General features: G+C 70.4%; 20 protein-coding genes, 1 tRNA gene and 1 riboswitch. Of the genes, 6 read left to right on the forward strand and 15 right to left on the reverse strand.

All coding sequences use genetic code 11. From position 1 onward, the window contains the following. Positions 1-18 precede the first annotated feature (18 nt). A riboswitch (cobalamin riboswitch) is annotated at positions 19-247 on the reverse strand. Positions 248-298: 51 nt separating this feature from the next. Genes QWY80_RS00935 through cobT form a run of 7 tightly spaced genes read right to left on the reverse strand, consistent with a single transcriptional unit; the run spans position 299 to position 5,784 of the window. Further along, positions 299-724 carry a bifunctional adenosylcobinamide kinase/adenosylcobinamide-phosphate guanylyltransferase gene (locus tag QWY80_RS00935; RefSeq protein WP_290228784.1) on the reverse strand — a complete coding sequence of 142 codons (426 nt, stop codon included), beginning with the start codon at positions 722-724 and terminating at the stop codon, positions 299-301. Beyond that, a complete protein-coding gene (locus QWY80_RS00940; protein ID WP_290228785.1) occupies positions 676-1,326 on the reverse strand; it encodes a histidine phosphatase family protein in 651 nt (216 codons plus the stop codon). The genes QWY80_RS00935 and QWY80_RS00940 overlap by 49 nt, the downstream gene beginning before the upstream one ends. Beyond that, positions 1,278-2,048 carry an adenosylcobinamide-GDP ribazoletransferase gene (locus QWY80_RS00945; RefSeq protein ID WP_290228786.1) on the reverse strand — a complete coding sequence of 257 codons (771 nt, stop codon included), beginning with the start codon at positions 2,046-2,048 and terminating at the stop codon, positions 1,278-1,280. The genes QWY80_RS00940 and QWY80_RS00945 overlap by 49 nt, the downstream gene beginning before the upstream one ends. After that, on the reverse strand, positions 2,045-2,614 hold the full coding sequence (locus tag QWY80_RS00950; RefSeq protein WP_290228787.1) for a bifunctional adenosylcobinamide kinase/adenosylcobinamide-phosphate guanylyltransferase: 570 nt from the start codon (positions 2,612-2,614) through the stop codon (positions 2,045-2,047). The genes QWY80_RS00945 and QWY80_RS00950 overlap by 4 nt, the downstream gene beginning before the upstream one ends. Beyond that, positions 2,611-3,750: a threonine-phosphate decarboxylase CobD gene (cobD, locus tag QWY80_RS00955; RefSeq protein ID WP_290228788.1), complete on the reverse strand. Its 1,140-nt coding sequence runs from the start codon at positions 3,748-3,750 to the stop codon at positions 2,611-2,613. Before cobD ends, QWY80_RS00950 begins: the two co-directional genes overlap by 4 nt. After that, on the reverse strand, positions 3,747-4,724 hold the full coding sequence (cbiB, locus tag QWY80_RS00960) for an adenosylcobinamide-phosphate synthase CbiB (protein ID WP_290228789.1): 978 nt from the start codon (positions 4,722-4,724) through the stop codon (positions 3,747-3,749). Before cbiB ends, cobD begins: the two co-directional genes overlap by 4 nt. Then, positions 4,717-5,784: a nicotinate-nucleotide--dimethylbenzimidazole phosphoribosyltransferase gene (gene cobT, locus QWY80_RS00965; RefSeq protein WP_435389192.1), complete on the reverse strand. Its 1,068-nt coding sequence runs from the start codon at positions 5,782-5,784 to the stop codon at positions 4,717-4,719. Before cobT ends, cbiB begins: the two co-directional genes overlap by 8 nt. A gap of 154 nt (positions 5,785-5,938) precedes the next feature. On the opposite strand from cobT, the gene QWY80_RS00970 reads away from it, so the two are divergent. After that, positions 5,939-7,027, forward strand: a complete 1,089-nt coding sequence (locus QWY80_RS00970; RefSeq protein WP_290228790.1) for a PA0069 family radical SAM protein — start codon at positions 5,939-5,941, stop codon at positions 7,025-7,027. Between the two features lie 9 nt (positions 7,028-7,036). Here the strand turns inward: QWY80_RS00970 and QWY80_RS00975 are convergent, their stop codons facing one another. The 8 genes from QWY80_RS00975 to QWY80_RS01010 all read right to left on the reverse strand — a co-directional run bounded on the left by QWY80_RS00975 (position 7,037) and on the right by QWY80_RS01010 (position 13,736). After that, on the reverse strand, positions 7,037-8,035 hold the full coding sequence (locus QWY80_RS00975; RefSeq protein ID WP_290228791.1) for a zinc-dependent alcohol dehydrogenase family protein: 999 nt from the start codon (positions 8,033-8,035) through the stop codon (positions 7,037-7,039). A 57-nt stretch (positions 8,036-8,092) separates the two neighbouring features. Continuing rightward, positions 8,093-8,884: a DUF2797 domain-containing protein gene (locus tag QWY80_RS00980; protein WP_290228836.1), complete on the reverse strand. Its 792-nt coding sequence runs from the start codon at positions 8,882-8,884 to the stop codon at positions 8,093-8,095. A gap of 49 nt (positions 8,885-8,933) precedes the next feature. Beyond that, positions 8,934-9,218 (reverse strand): YeaC family protein, encoded by a 285-nt coding sequence (locus tag QWY80_RS00985; RefSeq protein WP_290228792.1) that lies wholly within the window; start codon positions 9,216-9,218, stop codon positions 8,934-8,936. A 28-nt stretch (positions 9,219-9,246) separates the two neighbouring features. After that, on the reverse strand, positions 9,247-10,107 hold the full coding sequence (locus QWY80_RS00990; RefSeq protein ID WP_290228793.1) for a rhomboid family intramembrane serine protease: 861 nt from the start codon (positions 10,105-10,107) through the stop codon (positions 9,247-9,249). 177 nt (positions 10,108-10,284) lie between these two features. Continuing rightward, positions 10,285-11,289: a metallophosphoesterase gene (locus QWY80_RS00995; protein ID WP_290228794.1), complete on the reverse strand. Its 1,005-nt coding sequence runs from the start codon at positions 11,287-11,289 to the stop codon at positions 10,285-10,287. 1 nt (position 11,290) lies between these two features. Next, positions 11,291-12,214, reverse strand: coding sequence for an NAD(+) kinase (locus tag QWY80_RS01000; protein WP_290228795.1), 924 nt, complete (start codon positions 12,212-12,214; stop codon positions 11,291-11,293). Positions 12,215-12,278: 64 nt separating this feature from the next. Further along, a complete protein-coding gene (locus QWY80_RS01005) occupies positions 12,279-13,148 on the reverse strand; it encodes a carboxylate/amino acid/amine transporter (RefSeq protein WP_290228796.1) in 870 nt (289 codons plus the stop codon). Between the two features lie 87 nt (positions 13,149-13,235). Further along, the gene (locus tag QWY80_RS01010) at positions 13,236-13,736 is read right to left on the reverse strand and encodes a YqaE/Pmp3 family membrane protein (RefSeq protein ID WP_290228797.1); all 501 of its coding nucleotides are present in this window, start codon (positions 13,734-13,736) and stop codon (positions 13,236-13,238) included. A 163-nt stretch (positions 13,737-13,899) separates the two neighbouring features. On the opposite strand from QWY80_RS01010, the gene QWY80_RS01015 reads away from it, so the two are divergent. From QWY80_RS01015 to putA, 5 genes are all read left to right on the forward strand, one after another. After that, positions 13,900-14,307, forward strand: a complete 408-nt coding sequence (locus QWY80_RS01015; RefSeq protein ID WP_290228798.1) for a CBS domain-containing protein — start codon at positions 13,900-13,902, stop codon at positions 14,305-14,307. A gap of 365 nt (positions 14,308-14,672) precedes the next feature. After that, positions 14,673-14,746, forward strand: a tRNA-Gly gene (locus QWY80_RS01020). A gap of 65 nt (positions 14,747-14,811) precedes the next feature. Continuing rightward, positions 14,812-15,186 carry a hypothetical protein gene (locus QWY80_RS01025; RefSeq protein WP_290228799.1) on the forward strand — a complete coding sequence of 125 codons (375 nt, stop codon included), beginning with the start codon at positions 14,812-14,814 and terminating at the stop codon, positions 15,184-15,186. 55 nt (positions 15,187-15,241) lie between these two features. After that, the gene (locus QWY80_RS01030; protein ID WP_290228800.1) at positions 15,242-16,042 is read left to right on the forward strand and encodes an AraC family transcriptional regulator; all 801 of its coding nucleotides are present in this window, start codon (positions 15,242-15,244) and stop codon (positions 16,040-16,042) included. Between the two features lie 193 nt (positions 16,043-16,235). Then, positions 16,236-19,427: a bifunctional proline dehydrogenase/L-glutamate gamma-semialdehyde dehydrogenase PutA gene (gene putA, locus QWY80_RS01035; protein ID WP_290228801.1), complete on the forward strand. Its 3,192-nt coding sequence runs from the start codon at positions 16,236-16,238 to the stop codon at positions 19,425-19,427. Positions 19,428-19,433: the final 6 nt, after the last annotated feature.

The raw sequence follows: 19,433 nt of genomic DNA on the forward strand, positions 1-19,433 counted from the left end.
CGCGACCGCCCTCCGCGGCCCGGCATGAACTCTCGGGTCGGTCTCCGGGCTGACGAGCGAAGGGCCTGGATGGCGAGGCACCTCCGGAACCGCCGCCTTCCCATGCCGGTTCGGCACAGTGGCGTCCTGGCGGTTCGCATCTCGATCACCGTTGCGGGGGCAGCGTCGGACTGGCTCGTGGAGCGCACCGACTTCCCGTTTACCTGGTGGAACCTCGTCCACCAGCACCCGAGAGTGCGCGTAAGCTAGCAACCCCGGCGAGGGGCGTCAATCGGCACGACCGCGCCCTTGACATGATTCAACGGATCCGCCGCGCCAGGCCGTGACGCACGTACCACACCGCCTCGCAGCGCGCCGCCACCTCCTGGGCCAACCAGCCGTTGAGATCGCGCAACCGGCGAGCGTCGGGGGCCATGGGCACGATGCCGCGCCCCATCTCGTCGAGGATCAGCACCACTTCGCCGCCCGCGGCACGCTGCACCTCGGCCAGTGCGTCCAGCCTGGCCCGCCAGGACGCCCGCACGCCGTCATCGTCGCCCTCGGCCAGGGCCGCCGCCAGCCAGTCGGCCCAACCGGTGACCACCAGGGGCACGCCGGGCGCCGGGTCATCGTACCGGGTCGCGACGCCCTCCCCCGCGGCCAGTCGGTGCCAGCGCGCCGCGGGGAAGCGCTCGGCTACCAGGGCGCGTCGACCGGAGCAGGCACCGCCGATGAAGCACTGCATCGCCAGTCTCCCTCCTCATGCACGAAAACGAAACGGCGCCCCTGGGCCTGGCCCACCACGCCCTCCCAGAAGTCGGCCGCCTCCAGGCGGCGGCGCAGCTCGCGGATCGCCCCACCGTGGCTCACCGCCAGCACGCGGCGATGGCCATGCGCCTGTGCCTCCGCCAGTACGTCGTCCAGCCAGGCGGAGAGCCGCGCCCAGAGATCGTCGGCGGACTCGCCGCCGGGTGTGGCCAGCCGCCCCTGGCTGTCCACCCAGGCGCGATAGCCCGGGTCGTCCTTGAGTTCCTCCCAGGTGCGCCCCTCGTAGTCACCGAAGTCCAGTTCGCGCAGCCGGGCATCGAAGCACGGCGCCTCTTCCGGGGTCCCGGGCGCACGGCCCTCCAGCACATGGGCCAGCGTCTGCCGGCAGCGCCTCAGGTCGCTGCAGTGGACGGCATCGAAGGCGAGGTCCGCCAGATGGTCGCGCAGCCGGTCCATGTCGGGCAGCGCCTCGGGCATCTGCAGCGGGATGTCGCGCTGGCCCTGGTAGCGCCGTTCGCGGTTCCAGGCGGTCAGGCCATGACGCACCACCACCAGCTCCAGGCGCAGAGCAGCAGCCATAGTTCTCCTCCCTCGATGGCGGCACCCACGATATCGCCGTTGATGCCGGTGAAGACCCGGACCATGGCCAGGCCAAATAACGATAAAAAGAGCAGAAGCAGGAACACCAGCAGCGCGGCGAGCAGCCAGACGCCGACGGGCAGGAAGCCGAAGACGACCGCCAGCGGCAGCAGCGACAGCGCCAGGTCGCGCCGCGCCAGATGTTGTCGCCAGGTCCAGGCCAGTCCCTCGCGACGGGCCAGGGGCGCCAGGCGCAGCAGCGCCAGCGCGCCGAAGCGCGCCAGGGCCGGCAGCAGCACCAGCAACCCGGGGCTTGCCCCGGCCTCGAGCAGCGCCCAGAGCAGCACGCCCTTCCAGGCCAGCAGGAACACCAGGGTCAGGATGGCGAAGCTGCCCACCTGGGCATCCTTCATGATCGCCCAGCGCTTCTCCAGGGGGGCGTTGCTGCCCAGGGCATCGGCGACGTCCATCACCCCGTCCAGGTGCAGCCCGCCGGATAGCGCCACCCAGAGGCTGAGCAGCGCCAGCGCCAGCAGCGGGGTGGGCAGTCCCTGCCACAGCGCGGCCAGCAGGGCCAGGCCGGCACCGATCAGCAGCCCCACCAGGGGGAAGGCACGCAGCGCCCAGCGACAGCTGCCGGCATGCCAGGGGCAGGCGATGGGCACAGGCACTCGGGTCAGGAACTGCAGCGCCAGCACCAGGCCGTGGAAGGCGTTCCTCATGGCGTCGTCTCCCTGCCGCCGTCGTCGGGTTCCCGGTCGATGGCTTTCCATTCGAGGGGCAGGCCGGCCACCGCCTCCTGCACCCGGTCGGCCTCCCGGGCCAATCGAATATGCAGCCGCTGCAGGAAGGCCAGGTAGCGCCGGGTCTCGCCGTCCGAGGGTGGCAGGTCCTCGTTGAGGTCGTTGGAGACCACCACCAGGGCGATATCACGGGCCCGTGCCGTCTCGATCACCCGCGCCAGCATCGCCTCCCCCTCCGCCTCGCTACCGCCGCCGGCATAGAGCCACTGGCTGGCCCAGAGGGTCAGGCAGTCCAGCAGGACGGTATCGCGGCCCCCCACCTCGGCCAGGGCGGCGTCCAGCGCCGGGGGCGCCTCCAGGGTGCGCCAGCCGTCACCGCGCTCGCGCCGGTGGCGGGCGATGCGTGCGTCCATCTCAGCGTCCGCGGCCCGCGCCGTGGCGAGATAGACGCGCTCGCCGCCGCGGGCGGCTTGCCACTCGTGGGCCAGGCCCTCGGCGCAGCGGCTCTTGCCGGACCGGGCGCCGCCGCTGACGAAGGCGATCATGGCGCGTCCTCCCCGCCACTGTCCGCCAGCGCGCCGGCCAGCGCCGTCAGCAGGCGGTCGTTTTCCTCGGAGTCGCGCAGCGCCAGGCGCAGCCAGCCACCGTCGAGCCCGGGGAAGGACTCGGTATGGCGCACCAGCACCCCGCGGCGCAGCAGCGCCGGCAGCAGCCGCCGGGTTGCCACGCGCCCCTCGGGATGGCGCACCAGGAAGAAGTTGGCGCGGCTCGGCACCACCTCGAGGCCCAGGCCCGCGAGCCCGGCCTGCAGCCGCGGCCGCTCGACGGCGAGCCAACGTCGAGTGCGGTCCAGGAAGTCGCGATCCGCCAGCAGCGGCGCCACCAGTTCGGCGGCCAGGCCGTTGACGCTCCAGGCGGGCTGGAGCGACGCCGCGGCCTCCACCGTCTCGGGGGCGGCCAGCAGGTAGCCGAGGCGCAGCCCCGGCAGGGTGTAGCGCTTGGTGAGCGAACGCAACAGGATCAGGTGGTCGAAGCGCGCCAGCAGCGGCGTCAGCGCCTCCTGCGCTTGCCCCTCCCCGCCCTCGTCGTCCACGAAATCGATGAAGGCCTCGTCGACGACCACCCGGCAGTCGCACGCCGCGGTCAGCTCGAGCAACCACTCCATCTCGCCTCGGGGCAGCAGGCCACCGGTAGGGTTGTTGGGCCGGCACAGGAAGAGCAGCCGGGCCTCGCCCAGGGCGGCGACCACGGCGTCGGGGTCGAGGCGGAAGCCGGGTGGCGCGAGCGGAACCTCGACGACCGGCAGTCCCTGGGCCGCGCAGGCCCGGGCATACTCGGCGAAGCTCGGCTGAACGATGGCCGCCGGCCGGCCCGGGTGCTGGCCGGCATGCAGGGCGGCGGCCAGGAAGATCGCCTCGGCGCCGCCGTTGGTGAGCAGCACCCGCTCCGGCGTGATGCCCTCATGGGCGGCGATGGCGGCACGGGCCTCGGTATAGTCGGGATCGGGATAGTCGGCCAGGCCGGCGACCCGCTCCGCCAGCCAGCCGGCCAGCCAGGCCGGCGGTCCCAGGGGGTTGAGGTTGGCGCTGGCATCCAGCACCGGAGTGTCCGCCGACAGGCCGAAGCGGGCCAGCAGCGGCGCCGCCCGGCCGCCGTGCAGGGGCCAGTCGAGTGGGCTCATGGCAGCGTCTCCTTCAACAGCACCAGCGCCCCCAGCAGCGCCAGGCAGCCGGTCCAGCCGCCGTGCATCAGGCGGATGGCGGCGTCGATATGCTCGCCCCGCAGCCGCTCGTGGGGCGAGCCGAGCCGCGCCCGCTCGGAGACCTCGCCCCGGTAGTAATTGGTGCCGCCGAGCTGCACGCCCAGCAGGTTGGCCACCATGGCCTCCGGCCAGCCGGCGTTGGGGCTGGGATGGCGCGGCGCCTCGCGGCGGGTGGCCACCAGGGCACCTCGGGTACGCAGGCCTCCGACGACGAAGCCACCCAACCACAGGGTCAGGACGGTCAGCCGCGCCGGCAGCCAGTTGGCGACATCGTCCAGACGCGCCGAGGCCCTGCCGAAATCGACGTAGCGTTCGCTACGGTAGCCCACCATGGAGTCCAGGGTGTTCACCGCCTTGTAGGCCAGCGCCAGAGGCGCGCCACCGAGCAGGGCGAAGCACAGCGGTGCGGTAATGCCATCGACGGTGTTCTCGGCCACCGTCTCCACCGCGCCCCGGGTGATCCCGGCCTCATCGAGGCGCTGGGTATCGCGCCCCACCACCCTGGCGAGCGCCCGGCGGGCGGCGACCAGATCGCCGGCCGCCAGCGGGGTCGCCACTGCTCGGGCGGCGTCGCGCAGCCCCTTGATGGCCAGGCAGCTGGCCAGCAGCCACCACTCGGCGAGCCAGCCCAGCCAGGGGTGGAGCCGGGCCAGCAGCGCCAGCGCGCCCCAGGCCAGGGCATAGGAGCCCAGCACCACCAGGGCGGTCATCAGCGCCCCCTTGAGGCGCCGCGCCCGGGGCGTGCCACAGTTCCAGGCCCGCTCCAGTCGGGCGATCGCCGCCCCCAGGCCCACCACCGGGTGCGGCAGGCCGCGGGGATCGCCCATGACCAGGTCCAGGGCCACGGCGGCCCCCACCAGGCCGAGCAGGGAGAGCGAGAAGGGTTCAGCCATCGACGCTCGCCCCCGCGATGCCGGCATCGTCGAAGGTGGCCATCTCGGCGAGCATGCGGCAGGCCGAATCCAGCAGTGGGAAGGCCAGGGCCGCCCCGCTGCCCTCCCCCAGGCACAGTTCCAGGTCCAGCAGCGGATGCGCCTCCAGGGCCGCCAGGGCCAGCTCGTGCCCGGGTTCCCGGGAGCGGTGGCCGAACACCAGATAGTCGCGCAGCGCCGGCTCGAGCCGACAGGCGATGAGGGCCGCCAGCGTGGCGATGAAACCATCCACCAGCAACGGCAGGCGATGCGACGCCCCGCCCAGCAAGGCTCCGGCCATGGCGGCGATCTCCAGGCCCCCCACCGCCGCCAGGGCACCGAGGGGGTCGGCCGGGTCCGGCCGGCGGGCGGCCAGGGCCCGCTCGATCACCGCCCGCTTGTGGGCCAGGCGCGCCGCGTCGATGCCGGTGCCCGGCCCCACCAGGCGATCCAGCGGCTCGCCGGTGAGCACCGCCAGCAGGGCGCTGCTGGCGGTGGTGTTGGCGATGCCCATCTCGCCGACGATCAGGCAGCGACAGCCGGCGGCCACCGCCCGTTCGGCGGCACGAACACCCGCCTGGATGGCGCGCTCGGCCTCCTCGCGGCGCATGGCGTCGCTCTCGAGCATATTGGCGGTGCCGGGACGCACCCTGTCATGCACCAGTTGGGGGTGGTCGGCCAGCCTCTCGGGCAGCGGCGTGGCCACGCCGACGTCGGTCACCTCCAGGCGGGCACCGTGCTGGCGAGCAAAGACGTTGATCGCCGCCCCGCCGGCGGCGAAGTTGGCCACCATCTGGGCGGTGACCACCTGGGGAAAGGCCGAGACGCCTTCGGCCGCCACGCCATGATCGGCGGCGAACACCAGCACGCCGGGCGGCGCGACCCGCGGTCGCTCCTCGCCCTGGATCGCCGCCAGCGCCACGGCCAACCGCTCCAGGCGCCCCAGGCTGCCCGGTGGCTTGGTGAGGCGGTCGAGGCGCTGGGCGGCACGCTCGGCGGCGACGATATCGCGGGGGGGAAGACGTTCGGGAATGACGCTCACACGGGCCTCTCCTGGCGGGAATCCATTCGGCGGCGCCCATCTTACCAGAGACGGACCCAGGCGGCGGACGGCCACTGACAGCTCGGGCCAGGGCGACTATACTGGTCAGATAACTGTATAAATATACAGAAATAGTTGCCAAAGGAGACGACCCATGACCCCATCGCCCCCGGCAGACGGTATGGCCCGCAAGGGGCGCGGTGCCACCTTTGCCCCCCACAACCGCTTCGCGCCCACGACCAGCGAGGCGGAAGACGACGGCTGGTGGCGGGAGGAAGCGCCGGCGAGCCTGGCCACCGAGGTACGCGAAGAGCGCACCCGCAGCGCGCTCTCCTGGAACACCTCGCCGGACCTGCCCTTCGACCGCTCGCTCAACCCCTATCGCGGCTGCGAGCACGGCTGCATCTACTGCTATGCCCGCCCCAGCCACGCCTACTGGGACCTCTCGCCGGGCCTGGACTTCGAGACGAAGCTGATCGCCCGCAGCGGCCTGGTGGAACGGCTGCGCGAGGAGCTGTGCAAGCCCGGCTATGTATGCCGACCGATCAACCTGTCAGGCAATACCGACTGCTACCAGCCCATCGAGGCCGAGCTGGGCACCACGCGAGCGGTGCTCGAGTTGCTGCTGGAGTGCCGGCACCCAGTGACCCTGGTGACCAAGAGCGCGCTGATCCTGCGTGACCGGGACCTGCTGGCGGCACTCGCCGAACGCCGCCTGGTACGGGTGATGGTGAGCCTGACCAGCCTGGACCGCGAGCTCAAGCGCGCCCTGGAGCCACGCGCCGCCTCGCCCTCGGCTCGCCTCAAGGTGATTCGACGGCTGCGCGAGGCGGGCGTGCCGGTGGGCACCCTGGTGGCCCCGGTGATCCCGGGCCTGACCGACCAGGAGCTGGAACGGCTGCTGGAAGCCGCGAGGGAGGCCGGTGCCACGACCGCCGGCTGGATGCTGCTGCGCCTGCCCCACGAGGTGGCGCCGCTGTTCGAGGCCTGGCTCGAGACGCATTATCCCGAACGCGCCGGGCGAGTGATGAGCCTGATGCGCCAGTGCCGCGGCGGCGAGACCTACGACGCCCGCTTCGGTCACCGCATGCGCGGCGAGGGCGTGTTCGCCGACCTGCTGGAGCAGCGCTTCCGCGTGGCCTGCCGACGGCTGGAGTTCAACACCCCGGCGGGCGCCGATGCCATGGGACTGGACACCGGCGCCTTCCGTCCGCCCCGCGCCCAGGGCGATCTCTTCGGCTGAAGGCAGCACCTAAGGGATCAGCACGGCGGCACCGGTAAGCCGTCCCTCGCGCAGATCCGCGAGGGCCCGGTTGGCCTCCCCCAGGGGATAGGCGCGGGTCTCGGTGCGGATGGGAACCTGGGGCGCGAGGCTCAGGAACTCCTCGCCGTCGCGACGGGTGAGGTTGGCCACCGACTTCACGCAGCGCTCCTCCCACAACAGCCGATAGGGAAAGGCCGGGATATCCGACATATGGATGCCGCCCGAGACCACGGTGCCGCCGGGCCGCACCTGGGCGAGTGCCGTCGGGATGAGCGCGCCCACCGGGGCGAACAGCAAGGCGGCGTCCAGTGGCTCGGGGGGCGACTCGTCGCTGCCGCCGGCCCAGACGGCGCCCAGCCGCCGGGCGAAGGCCTGGGCGGTGGTATCGCCGGGGCGGGTAAAGGCGAAGACTCTCTGTCCGCGGGCCACCGACAGCTGGATCAGGATATGGGCGGCGGCACCGAAGCCGTAGAGGCCCAGTCGTCGGTTCTCTTCGCCACCGGCGAGGCGCCAGGTGCGGTAGCCGATCAGGCCGGCACAGAGCAGCGGGGCGAGGCCCTGGGCGTCGGTATCCTGCACGGGGAAGCAGTAGCGCGTGTCGGCCACGCCGTATTCCGCATAACCGCCGTCACGGGTGTAACCGGTGAACTCGGCCCGCCCGCAGAGGTTCTCGCGTCCGGCTCGACACGCCTCGCACTCGCCGCAGGTCCAGCCCAGCCAAGGCACGCCGATGCGCTGCCCGGGGGCGAGGTCATCCACCCCCTCCCCCAGGGCAGTCACCTCGCCGATGATCTCATGCCCCGGCACCAGCGGCAGGCGCGGATCGGGCAGTTCGCCGTCCACCACATGCAGGTCGGTACGGCAGACGCCACAGGCCAGCACCCGGAACTGCACCTCGCCGGAGGCAGGCTTGGGCAGGGGCAACTCCTCCAGAACCAGGGGACGGCCGGGAGAGTGGAAACGCATGGCCCGCATGGAGTCGATCACGATGCTCCTCCTGTCGACACGGCGTGGATGACCCGCCTCGACAGGATAGCCCAGGCCTCAGACCACCACCTTGACCTCGTAGCCGGTGTACTTGCGCAGGTTGATCACCCCACTGTCGAGGATCAGATACTGCCCCTTGAGCCCCAGCAGGGTGCCGGTCACTTCGGGGTGCTTGTCGAGGTTGTGGGAAACCACCTTGGTGGGATATTCAAGCACCGGGTAGTCGAGGCGGACCGGCGCTTCGTCCAGCACGCGGATGGCGTCGGCACCGAAGCGCTCGCGCAGGTTGGCCAGGCCGCCCTCGAGCCGCGCCAGCAGGCGATCGCGTTCGGCGGCCAGGTCCAGCGCCACGGTGTTGCCCTTGAGCATGGCGCGCCAGTTGGTGCGGTCGGAGACCTCCTCGCGAAACAGCGCCTCGACGAAGCCCGACTGCTGGCGGCTATCGACCTCGAGGATCGGCAGCGCCTGTAGCGCCCCCTGGTCGAGCCAGCGGGTCGGTATCTGGGTGCGGCGGGTGATACCCACCTTGAGGCCCGAGGCGTTGGCCAGGTAGACCACATGGGGCTGGAAGCAGTGACGCTCGCCCCACTCCGGCTCGCGGCAGGTGCCCTCGAAGTAGTGGCAGAGCTCCGGTTTCATGATGCAGGTATCGCACTGGGCGAGCTTCTTGAAGCAAGGGTAGCAGTAGCCCTGGCCGAAGCTCTTCCTGGTCGCCCGGCCGCAGTGGGTACAGGCGATCGCGCCGGTCCACTCCAGGGACAGCGGCCCGCCCAGGCGGGCGTTGAGGTCCAGGCGCTGCGCGCCGGCACGCAGGGTGTAGCGTGCCGGCGCGCCGGGCTCGATGGCCATCTTGGTCAGGCAGCCCTGCAGCGGGGTGACCGCCGCGATGCGTCGCGACTCAGTCACGGCCGACATCCCGGGCCAGCCCCGCCAGCTCGGGGGAGACGCCGGCACCACTGCTGGCCCCGCCGCAGGTGCGCTGCTCCAGGTAGCCCACCCGCTGCTCCTCGGGGACCTGGTTCTCGTGCTCGTAGCGCATCACTGCCTCCAGGCACAGCTCGGTCTGCTCGGGGGTGAGCAGGCGGCCGTCGGGCCACTTGCGCAGGGCCACGGCCTGCTTGAGGCTGGCGTAGATGGTCGGGGTCATCTGCTGGATCATGCGCTCGAAGGTCATATCGCTCATCGGGAATCTCTCCAGGGGAACGGCGAGCTCAGCGCCGGCGGCGAGCTCGCCCGGAATGGTACCAGCCCAGCGCCAGGCCCACGACCAGCCCGCCCAGGTGAGCCTGGTTGGCCACGTTGCCGAAGCCCACGAGGCCGGCCATGTCGGTCATGGTGAAGACCATCCAGCCGAGCATGAAGACCACCAGCATCTGGGGCACGAAGAAGCCGCTGCACGGCGCGCGCCGCGACATCAACCAGACGTAGCCGAGCAGGGCGAAATCGACGCCGGACATGCCGCCAAACAGCGCGGTGCCGGCGGCGTACTGGGCGAGGTTGGCGCCGATACCGGCGACCAGCAGGATCGTCAGCATGCGCCGACTGCCCTGCAGCGCCTCGACCTGGCGCCCGAAGTACCATAGCCACAGCATGTTGAAGATCAGGTGCATCCAGCCGAAGTGCAGGAAGGCCGGCGACAGCAGCCGCCATACCTGGCCGCTGGCCAGGGCCTCGGTCAGGTTGCCCACCGCCAGGCTGCCACCGGGGCTGACTCCCAGCGGCACGATGGCCAGGGTGGCGATCACCAGGTCGCCGAGCAGCGCCATGGCGGCGAACACCAGCAGGCAGAGCCCCAGGCTCACCGTGGTGACCGGCACCTGGCGCAGGGAACCCAGCAGGGTGGCACCATCGCCCGTCGAGCGGCTGCGCCGCGGCGGCTCGGCCTCCAGCGGCTCGCCACGCTGCCAGCGTGCCACCAGCGCCAGCATCGCCTGGTGCTGGGCCGGGTCGGCCAGCCACAGCATCTGGCCCTCGGCATCCTCGGTGATGCGGTGGCCGATACGCTGGGCCCAGAGGGCGCGGCGCAGCTCACGGGTGTCGGCGTCATGGGGCAACAGCATCACCCGGTACATGGCGGCTCCTCGTGCGGATGGATCGGCCGGGAAGCCCCGCCCGACGGACGCGCATAAAAAATCCGGCGGAGGGGTCCGCCGGACAAGAGCAAGGGATCATTCAAGGGAACACCTACTCTGATGGCGGTCATCGCCGGGAGTTCATCGCCGCCGGCGAGTTTTTTGTAAAACTTTGTATCAATCGAGATCGATCTCCCAGGGGCGCGGGCGGGTCTGCTCCTCCCGCGGCACCCGCAGCCAGACGAAGTGGTCGGCATCCAGGCGGCGCTCGCCGCTCCAGCGATAGGCGACCAGGCGGCCGAACTTCACCGCGCTGTAGTCCAGGCAGGCGATGTTGGGCGCCGGCAGCGCCGGGATGCCCTCGCACCAGTAGTGGCCGATGAACAGCGGCGGCTCCTCGGGGCCGTAATAGCTCAGCCGGGCCCGCTCCTCCGCCGCCAGGGGGCGCCTTTCCAGGTCATCCGGCAGGTTGTCGGGCTGGAAGATCACATCGCCCCAGGTCTCGGGCTCGCGAGCCCAGAAATGGGCGCGGAAGCTCTGGCGGGTGAAGCCGTCGCCGGAGTGGATCGCCACCCCGGCGGGCAGCGGGATGTGCGGGCCGCGGGTCAGGCGATCGAGGATGCGGAACGGCCGCGAGCCGGGTCTGACCGAAGCCGCCAGGAAGGCCTCATCGATGCGTCCGTCCGGCCGCTCGCGACGCAGGTCGTCGATCAGCGCCTGGTCCCAACAGGCGTGCACGACCCGCAGGCCATCGCGCTCCAGGCACAGCGGGATGTCCAGGAACCAGGCCAGGGCCTCGTCCCACTCCTGGGGGTGGTCACGGTACTGCTCCAGGGTCTCGCGGATGATGCGAGTATGGCGGGGCGTGTGTTCGCGCAGCCAGTCGCGCCCCAGGTCCGCCGGGGCCCGGTGGCAATAGGCCAGGGCATTGACCTCGTGGTTGCCCATCACGATGTGGGCCTCGCCCTCCTCCACCATGCGCCGGGCGATCTGTACCGCCAGGCGGATGCGCGGGCCGCGGTCGATCAGGTCGCCGAGGAAGATCACCTTGCGCCGCGGGTGGCGGTAGACGCCGCCGCGCTGGTGATACCCCAGCTTCTCCAGCAGCGCCGCCAGGGTGGCGCCACAGCCGTGGATGTCACCGATCAGGTCGTACCCCTCGAGCCTCGCCCGCTTCTTCACGTCAATCCCCCAGGCGATGGCTCCAGCCCAGCTTGCTGCGCAGGACCTCGTAGAAGTTATGCCCCAGGGGATGCACCAGGTGCACCGTCTGGGGCTTGCGGCGGATCACCAGCACGTCGTCGGGCTTGGCCACCGCCCGGGTCTGGCCGTCGCAACTGATGTGCGGGTAGGTCTGGTTGGTCTCGCCGATGTGGATGCGGATCTCGCAGCCGGCGTCGATGACGATGGGCCGGCTGGACAGGGTGTGCGGGAACATCGGCACCAGGGTCAGGACGTCGAGCCGGGGGTGCATGATGGGCCCGCCGCCGGACAGCGAATAGGCGGTGGAGCCCGTGGGGGTGGCCACGATCAGGCCGTCGCTGCGCTGGCTATAGACGAACTGGTCATCGATGAACAGCTCGAACTCGATCATGCGCACCGCCTTGCCGGGGTGCAGGACCACCTCGTTCAAGGCATCGCCGCTGCCCATCAGGGTGCCGTCGCGGTAGAGCTCGGCATCGAGCAGGAAGCGCTCCTCCACCTCGTAGCGCCCCTCCAGCACCTCGCCGACTCGCGCCTCGAGTTCGTCCGGCGAGATGTCGGTGAGAAAGCCCAGGCGGCCACGGTTGACGCCCAGCACCAGGGTACCGCTGTAGCAGAGGGTGCGCGCGGCGCCCAGCAGGCTACCGTCGCCGCCCACCACGATCACCAGGTCGCAGAGTTCGCCCAGCATGCGCCGGCTGGCCTCGGGATGGCCGTGATCGAGGAGCACCGTGGCGGTGCGATCCTCGACGATGACGTGGTAGTCGCGCTCGTCCAGGAAGCGCATCAGGCGCTTGAGGGTCTCGACTACCCTGGCGCTGCCCAGGCGGCCGATCAGGCCGATGTTGCGGAAGGACGCTCCCTGTTCGGTGCGCCCGCGGAGTGAGCTCTGTTCGGGTGGCATGCACGGGCCTCTCGCATCGCAGCGGCCCATTATGGCGACTGGCCTGACCCCGGGCAAACCTGCCTCAGGTCATTTCGGCCGCGCGACGCACACGCCACCACTCGTTGAGGATCAGCGATCCGACGATGATCGCTCCGCCCAGCGCCAGCCGCGGCAGGTCGGCGTCGCGGTTCCAGATCACCAGGTTGACCAGCAGGCCGGCCGGGATCAGGGCGTTGTTCATGATCGCCAGGGCCCCGGCGTCCACCCGGGTGGCCCCCAGGTTCCACAGGAAGTAGCCGATCCCCGACGCCACCAGGCCCAGCCACAGCAGCACCCCCCACTGCACGCCGCTGGCGGGCAGGGCCCCGGCATTGCCCAGCAGGGCGAAGGCCGGCAGCGCCACCGCCAGGGCCCCCAGGTAGAACCAGGCGAAGACGCTGTAGCGCGGCAGGCTGTCGGGCAGCGCGGCAGAGAAGCGCCGATAGCCCACCTGTCCCAGGGCGAAGCAGAGGTTGGCTCCCTGCACCACCAGGAAGCCGAACCAGAAGCCGCTATCGACACCGTCGTAGCGGATCACCCCGGCGCCGAGCACGGCCAGCGCCGCGGTGAGCAGGTAGAAGGGCGTGAAGCGCCCGAACAGGGCGTCGTCGAGCAGGGTGATGTAGAGCGGCGTGAAGATGGTGAACAGCAGTACCTCCGGCACCGAGAGCAGCAGGAAGGACTGGTAGAAGAAGATGTACATCACTCCCAGCTGCACCGCCCCGATGCCCATGAGGGTCAGGCGCTGACGCCCCTGCAGCAGCCGCGGACGCAGGAAGGGCAGGAACACCAACGCGGCCAGCCCGACCCGCATCAGCACGGCGAAGTAGCTGTCCACCTGGCCGGCCAGGTAGACGCCGATCAGCGAGAACGAGAAGGCCCACAACACGGTGACGCCGACGAGGAACCCCATGGTCAACTCCTGGCATGAAAACGGTTGACGGGATTATACGCGTCGGTGCCGCCCAGCCAAGGGTGCAGCGGACCTCATCGACCGGGTTCAGCCACGCCGGATCCGGTACAGGGCATGCACGACGCCGGGGAGCCAGCCCAGCAGCGTCAGCAGCAGGTTCAATGCCACCCGCCGTGCGGGATGGCCCGACAGGCCCAGCGCCAGCGGCGGCAACAGCACCGCCAGGGCCAGCAGGGCGAGGTGTGGTGCCTTCGCCGGGGCGGGCTCGTCGGGTGGCTGCACCGGCGGAGTAATGGTCTGTACCGCCCCGTCATCCGGGGCCTCGCCCGCGGGCCCGTCGCCATCCTCGTGCTCCAGGGCGCGACGGTGAGCCTCCTTGTCGATCTTCTGCTGGATACGATCGGCCTCGCCGGCGAGGTCGTCGTGGTAACGCTCCCAATCCTCCCAGTCGAAGGGCGTACCGGCATGGGGTCGATGGCCGCCGGCCTCGCGGGCCCGCGACCAGGCCTTCTCCTCCAGGGTGTTGGGGCGTTCGCCGTCGCGCTGGCCGTCGAGCCCCTTCCTGGAGAGATATTCTCGAGCGTCCATGGATCGCCTCCTCGGCCGAATGGATGGGTGGTGCCCTTCGTTGGAGGCCGGCTCGCCCCGTGGGGTTCCAGGCGGCCGGCCGTGGCAGCGTTGACAGATCGCCGGGCCGGCAGATGCGCCCTGTCGGCTATGCTGAAGGCGACACGGCACAAGGAGACACGCCATGCCCCGCAAGGCCCCCACCATCGTTCGTGAGATCATGTCCCGCGACTGCTACCGGGTCGCCGGCAAGACCTCGGTGTCGACCCTCGCCGAAGGCCTGGCACTGCATCGGCTGCCCGGTGCGCCGGTGGTCGACGACCACGACCAGTTGATCGGCTTCATCTCCGAGCAGGACGTGCTCGGCAAGGTCCTGGAGAGCTCCTACCTCAACGAGGAGCCGCCCCTGGTCCGCGAGCTGATGCGCAACGAGGTGCTCTCGGTGTCCCCCACCAAGAGCATCACCGACCTGGCCCAGGAGATGCTGGGCCAGAAGCCCAAGGTCTACCCGGTGGTCGAACAGGGGCGTCTGGTCGGCATCGTGACCCGCCGCGACGTGCTGAGTGCCATCCTGCGCATGCGCCACAACTGAGCCACCACGCCTTCCCCTCCTCGCCTCGCCCACCGGCGGGGCGAGGCGTTGTGCCTGCCAAAAAGAAAGCCGCCTCCGAAGGGAGACGGCCAAGCATCGATCGAAACTGCTAGCCAGGGCAACAGTGTTAGCGACTGCTATCGCTGCGCTGTACCCTGTGCCAGTTCTGACAGCATAGAGCGCAAAAGTTCTCCGAGGTGCGAAAATTTCTGTCCCCTTCGCGCTCAATCGACGCCTGGTCCCCTCCGCACGCCCAGCCTGCCGGGCGGTAAACGGCAAAACAAGCAGTTATCGCCGAAATGCCGGAAAATGCGCCTGCCGGCTTGCAAAGGCTAAGCGATTGGTTTTACTATCCAAACCGCCTTGCGGGTGTAGCTCAATGGTAGAGCAGAAGCTTCCCAAGCTTAAGACGAGGGTTCGATTCCCTTCACCCGCTCCACCGCTTCCCCGCCCTCCGTGGCCCTCCCGCTTCCAGCCATACCTGGGCCACGCCAGGAGCACGCCATGGCGCTCTTCCTGCTCGTCTTCGCCGTCTGCCTGCTGATCTTCGGCGGCATGCTGGCTATCCTGCTGCTGTCGGGCACACCACGCTACCGCACCGAACCGCAGCAGCTGCTCGATCTGTTCGACAGGGCCCTGGAGAGCCAGGTGGGCGAGACCGAGTGGAACACCGTCATGGACTACCCGATCCGTCACGACGACTACCTGGACGGCGTGCGGCGCCGCGCCCGGCGCCTCATGGACGAGCATGGTAACCATGGACGGGCCACGCGGGGCAAGCCGTTGCTGGATGCCGAGGGCCGCGAGGAGCTCAAGGCCCTGCGCGACCACCTGGCCAGCCGCCAGGCGCTGCACGAACAGGGAGGTGGCAACGAGTGAGATTCTGCCGCGACTCCGCTAGACTGGGGCTCGACCTCGCCTGAAGGAGGCCGACATGCGGAGCGCCATCCGCCAGATTCCTCTCGACACCGCCACCTGCCACCATGCCCACGACTACCACCAGATCGTGATCGGGCTGCGCGGCCGTGCAGAGTTCGAGATCTCGGGGCTGGGCGGCGCCTTCGAGGCCCTGGCCGGCTGCATCGTGCCCGCCAACCACCTGCACTACTATGCCGGCACCGGCGACAACCGCCAGCTGATCCTGGACCTGCCGGCCGAGGCGCCGGCCCTCACCGGGCCGCACCATGAGCTCGCCAGGCTGTTCGACGCCCCACGTTTCTTCACCCTCGATGAACCGCTCAAGCATTACCTCGACTTCCTGCTCAAGGAACTGGAGGCCACGTCGTCTCCGCCCGCGGGTCACCAGGGCGACCGCCTCGCCGCCACCCTGCTGGGTTGCCTGCACGCTCGCCTGGCGAATGAAGAGGCGGCCCCGCGCCCTCGGCTCGACCTGCCGCGGCTGGACCGCTTCATCGAGCGTCACATCGCCGGTCGCCTGAGCGTCGCCGACCTGGCCCGCGAGGCCTGCCTCAGCGAGGCCCATTTTCGTCACTGCTTTCGCGAGCAGACCGGCCTCAGCCCCTGGCAGTACGTTCGCCGCAAACGCCTGGAGACGGCCCACCGGCTGCTCGGCGACAGCCGCCTGCCGCTCTCCGAGATCGCCGCCCTCAGCGGTTTCGCCAACCAGAGCGCGCTCTCCCACGCCTGCCGCCAGGCCTACGGCCAGCCGCCCAGCCGACTCCGCCATCGCCTCGCGACCGCGGCCTCGCCTCGGCACGCCCCGGCGCTCTCCTGAGCGCCACGCCCGGGCCAACGCCACAGCTTAGACGAAAGTTCAATCCCTCTCATCGGATGACCGCCAGGATCCGCGTTTCCGACAACAACTCCCGCGGAATCGGCAAGCACTCCCCGTCCCGCCCTCCTAGAGTCATGGCTAGCGCCGCCACCACGGCCATGCTATCCGCCTGCCCCAACTCCAAGGGACCCCGATGCTCGACGCCGACAACATGCTGGCTGCCGCCACCTGGCAGCAGGATCTCGATACCCTCTTCGCCCGCATCAGCGAGCACTACGTCAGCGACGAGGACGCCTTCGTCGCCGAGCTGATCGAGGTGCTGAGCGCCGACTCGCGCGACTTCGAGCGCATCGCCGGCAAGACCGCCGAGCTGGTGCGCGAGGTGCGCGAGATGGATACCGCGGTGGACTCCATCGACGAGTTGCTGCAGCAGTACAGCCTCGACACCCATGAAGGGCTGATGCTGATGTGCCTGGCCGAGGCCATGCTGCGCATCCCCGACAAGGCCACCGCCGATGCCCTGATCGAGGACAAGCTCGGCCCCGCCGACTGGAAGTCCCACCTGGGCCAGAGCGAGTCCTGGTTCGTCAACGCCTCCACCTGGGGCCTGCTGATGACCGGCCGGGTAGTGACCCTGGACAAGCCCCGCGAAGGCAAGCCCAGCGGCTTTATCAACAGGCTGGTCAACCGAATGGGCGAGCCGGTGATCCGCCGCGCCATGCGCGAGGCCATGAAGGTAATGGGCAAGCAGTTCGTGCTGGGCCGTGACATCGACGAGGCCCTGAAGCGCTCCCGGCCGCTGTTCGACAAGGGCTACACCTACTCCTACGACATGCTGGGCGAGGCCGCGCGCACCCGCGACGATGCCGCCAAGTACTTCGACGACTATGCCGGCGCCATCGCGCGGGTCGGCAAGACCCGCCAGTCGCTCACGGAGAAGACCCCGGCGCCCTCGGTGTCGATCAAGCTCTCGGCGCTGCATCCCCGTTACGAGTTCGGCCGCCGCGACCAGGTCCTCGAGGAGCTGGTAGACAGCGTGAAGCGCCTGGCCGCCATGGCCCGCGAGCGTGACGTGGCCATCACCATCGACGCCGAGGAAGTGGACCGCCTCGAGCTGTCGCTGGAGGTATTCCGCGCCGTCTACGAGAGCGACGTCGGCCGGGGCTGGGGGCATTTCGGCCTGGTCGTCCAGGCCTACTCCAAGCGCGCCCTGCCGGTGCTGCACTACCTCAACCGCCTGGCCGACGACCAGGGCGACGAGATCCCCCTGCGCCTGGTCAAGGGCGCCTACTGGGACAGCGAGATCAAGGAGTCCCAGCAGCTGGGCGTCGAGGGCTACCCGGTCTACACCCGCAAGGCCTGCACCGACGTGGCCTACCTGGTGTGCGCGCGCTTCCTGCTCTCCGACGACACCCGCGGGCGCATCTTCCCGCAGTTCGCCACCCACAACGCCCATACCATCAGCGCCATCCTGGAGCAGGCCAACGACGTCGCGCGGCCCTTCGAGTTCCAGCGCCTGCACGGCATGGGCGAGGCGCTCTACGACGCCGCCCTCAAGCGCGCCCCGCAGGGCACCTATTGCCGCGTCTACGCCCCGGTGGGCGCCCACAAGGACCTGCTGCCCTACCTGGTGCGCCGCCTGCTCGAGAACGGCGCCAACTCCTCCTTCGTCCACCAGTTGGTGGACCCCAAGGTGCCCGTGGAGTCGCTCTGCGAGCACCCCGCCGAGACCCTGGGCAAGCAGGCCGGCTACGCCAATCCGCGCATTCCCCTGCCCGCCGACATCTATGGCGAGGGCCGGCGCAACTCCCGTGGGGTCAACCTCAACGTGCGCAGCCACTACCGGCCGCTGATGGACGCCATGAACCGGCACATGGAGACGGTCTATCGCGCCGGGCCGCTGCTGGCCTTCGAGGTGGCCGACGACCCGGCCAGCACCCACGAGATGAAGAGCCCCTATGATCGACGCCGGCCGGTGGGCCGCGTGCAGTGGACCAGCGCCGATCAGGCGGCCAGGGCCGTGGACGCCGCCTGGGCCGCCTTCCCGCGCTGGGAGGCCACCCCGGTGGCCGAGCGCGCCGCCATCCTGCGCCGCTTCGCCGACCTGATGGAGGCGCACCTGGCCGAGCTGATGGCGCTCTGCTCCCGCGAGGGCGGCAAGCTGCTCACCGACGGCGTCGACGAGATCCGCGAGGCGGTGGACTTCTGCCGCTACTACGCCATGCGCGCCGAGCCGCTGTTCGCCGAGCCCGTCCCCCTGCCCGGCCCCACCGGCGAGTCCAATGCCCTGCAGATGGGTGGCAAGGGCGTCTTCGCGGCGATCAGCCCCTGGAACTTCCCGGTGGCGATCTTCTGCGGCCAGCTGGTGGCGGCCGCCGTGGCCGGCAACACCGTGCTGGCCAAGCCCGCCGAGCAGACCTCGCTGGTCGCGCACCGGGTGGTGGAGCTGCTGTTTGAAGCCGGCATGCCCCGCGACGTCGTCCAGCTGCTGCCCGGCGACGGCCCCACCGTGGGCAACGTGCTGACCCGGGACCCGCGCATCACCGGGGTAGCCTTCACCGGCGGCACCGACACCGCCCAGGTGGTCAACCGCGCCCTGGCGGGCCGCGAGGGCGCCGCCCTGCCCACCCTGATCGCCGAGACCGGCGGCATGAACGCCATGATCGTCGACTCCACCGCCCTGCCCGAGCAGGTCGTCGCCGACGTCATCCAGTCGGCCTTCCAGAGCGCCGGCCAGCGCTGCTCGGCGCTGCGCGTGCTCTACCTCCAGGAGGACGTGGCCGACCGGGTGATCGGCATCCTCGAGGGGGCCATGGCCGAGCTGCGCGTGGGCGACCCGCGCGACCTGGGCACCGACGTGGGACCGGTGATCGACGCGGAGGCCCGCGAGGGGCTGCTGGCGCACATCGACAAGCTCAAGGGCAAGGGCCGACTGCTGGCCGAGACGCGCCTCGACCCGGCCGAGACCGAACACGGCACCTTCGTGGCCCCGGTCGCCTTCGAGATCGACGGCATCGAGGCCCTGGAGCGTGAGCAGTTCGGGCCGGTGCTGCACATCGTGCGCTACGCGGCCAGCGACCTCGACGCCGTGATCGACTCGATCAACGCCCGCGGCTACGGCCTGACCTTCGGCGTCCACAGCCGCAACGAATCCTTCGCCGAGGAAATAGCGCGGAAGGTCCGCGTCGGCAATGTCTACGTCAACCGCAATATCATCGGCGCCGTCGTGGGGGTCCAGCCGTTCGGCGGCCAGGGCCTCTCCGGCACGGGTCCCAAGGCGGGTGGCCCCAACTACCTGCCACGCTTCGCCACCGAGAAGACGGTGACCATCAACACCGCCGCGCTCGGCGGCAACGCGTCACTGCTCGCGCTGGAAGACGCATAAGCGCTT

The sequence above is a fragment of the Halomonas ramblicola genome, assembly GCF_030409215.1.
Lineage (GTDB): Bacteria > Pseudomonadota > Gammaproteobacteria > Pseudomonadales > Halomonadaceae > Halomonas > Halomonas ramblicola.

Coding starts and splice junctions, on each gene's coding strand:
- QWY80_RS00935 (WP_290228784.1), bottom strand. CDS start 724: ATGCAGTGCTTCATCGGCGGTGCCTGCTCCGGTCGACGCGCCCTGGTA.
- QWY80_RS00940 (WP_290228785.1), bottom strand. CDS start 1,326: ATGGCTGCTGCTCTGCGCCTGGAGCTGGTGGTGGTGCGTCATGGCCTG.
- QWY80_RS00945 (WP_290228786.1), bottom strand. CDS start 2,048: ATGAGGAACGCCTTCCACGGCCTGGTGCTGGCGCTGCAGTTCCTGACC.
- QWY80_RS00950 (WP_290228787.1), bottom strand. CDS start 2,614: ATGATCGCCTTCGTCAGCGGCGGCGCCCGGTCCGGCAAGAGCCGCTGC.
- cobD (WP_290228788.1), bottom strand. CDS start 3,750: ATGAGCCCACTCGACTGGCCCCTGCACGGCGGCCGGGCGGCGCCGCTG.
- cbiB (WP_290228789.1), bottom strand. CDS start 4,724: ATGGCTGAACCCTTCTCGCTCTCCCTGCTCGGCCTGGTGGGGGCCGCC.
- QWY80_RS00970 (WP_290228790.1), top strand. CDS start 5,939: ATGACCCCATCGCCCCCGGCAGACGGTATGGCCCGCAAGGGGCGCGGT.
- QWY80_RS00980 (WP_290228836.1), bottom strand. CDS start 8,884: ATGGCCATCGAGCCCGGCGCGCCGGCACGCTACACCCTGCGTGCCGGC.
- QWY80_RS00985 (WP_290228792.1), bottom strand. CDS start 9,218: ATGAGCGATATGACCTTCGAGCGCATGATCCAGCAGATGACCCCGACC.
- QWY80_RS00990 (WP_290228793.1), bottom strand. CDS start 10,107: ATGTACCGGGTGATGCTGTTGCCCCATGACGCCGACACCCGTGAGCTG.
- QWY80_RS01000 (WP_290228795.1), bottom strand. CDS start 12,214: ATGCCACCCGAACAGAGCTCACTCCGCGGGCGCACCGAACAGGGAGCG.
- QWY80_RS01005 (WP_290228796.1), bottom strand. CDS start 13,148: ATGGGGTTCCTCGTCGGCGTCACCGTGTTGTGGGCCTTCTCGTTCTCG.
- QWY80_RS01010 (WP_290228797.1), bottom strand. CDS start 13,736: ATGGACGCTCGAGAATATCTCTCCAGGAAGGGGCTCGACGGCCAGCGC.
- QWY80_RS01015 (WP_290228798.1), top strand. CDS start 13,900: ATGCCCCGCAAGGCCCCCACCATCGTTCGTGAGATCATGTCCCGCGAC.
- QWY80_RS01025 (WP_290228799.1), top strand. CDS start 14,812: ATGGCGCTCTTCCTGCTCGTCTTCGCCGTCTGCCTGCTGATCTTCGGC.
- QWY80_RS01030 (WP_290228800.1), top strand. CDS start 15,242: ATGCGGAGCGCCATCCGCCAGATTCCTCTCGACACCGCCACCTGCCAC.
- putA (WP_290228801.1), top strand. CDS start 16,236: ATGCTCGACGCCGACAACATGCTGGCTGCCGCCACCTGGCAGCAGGAT.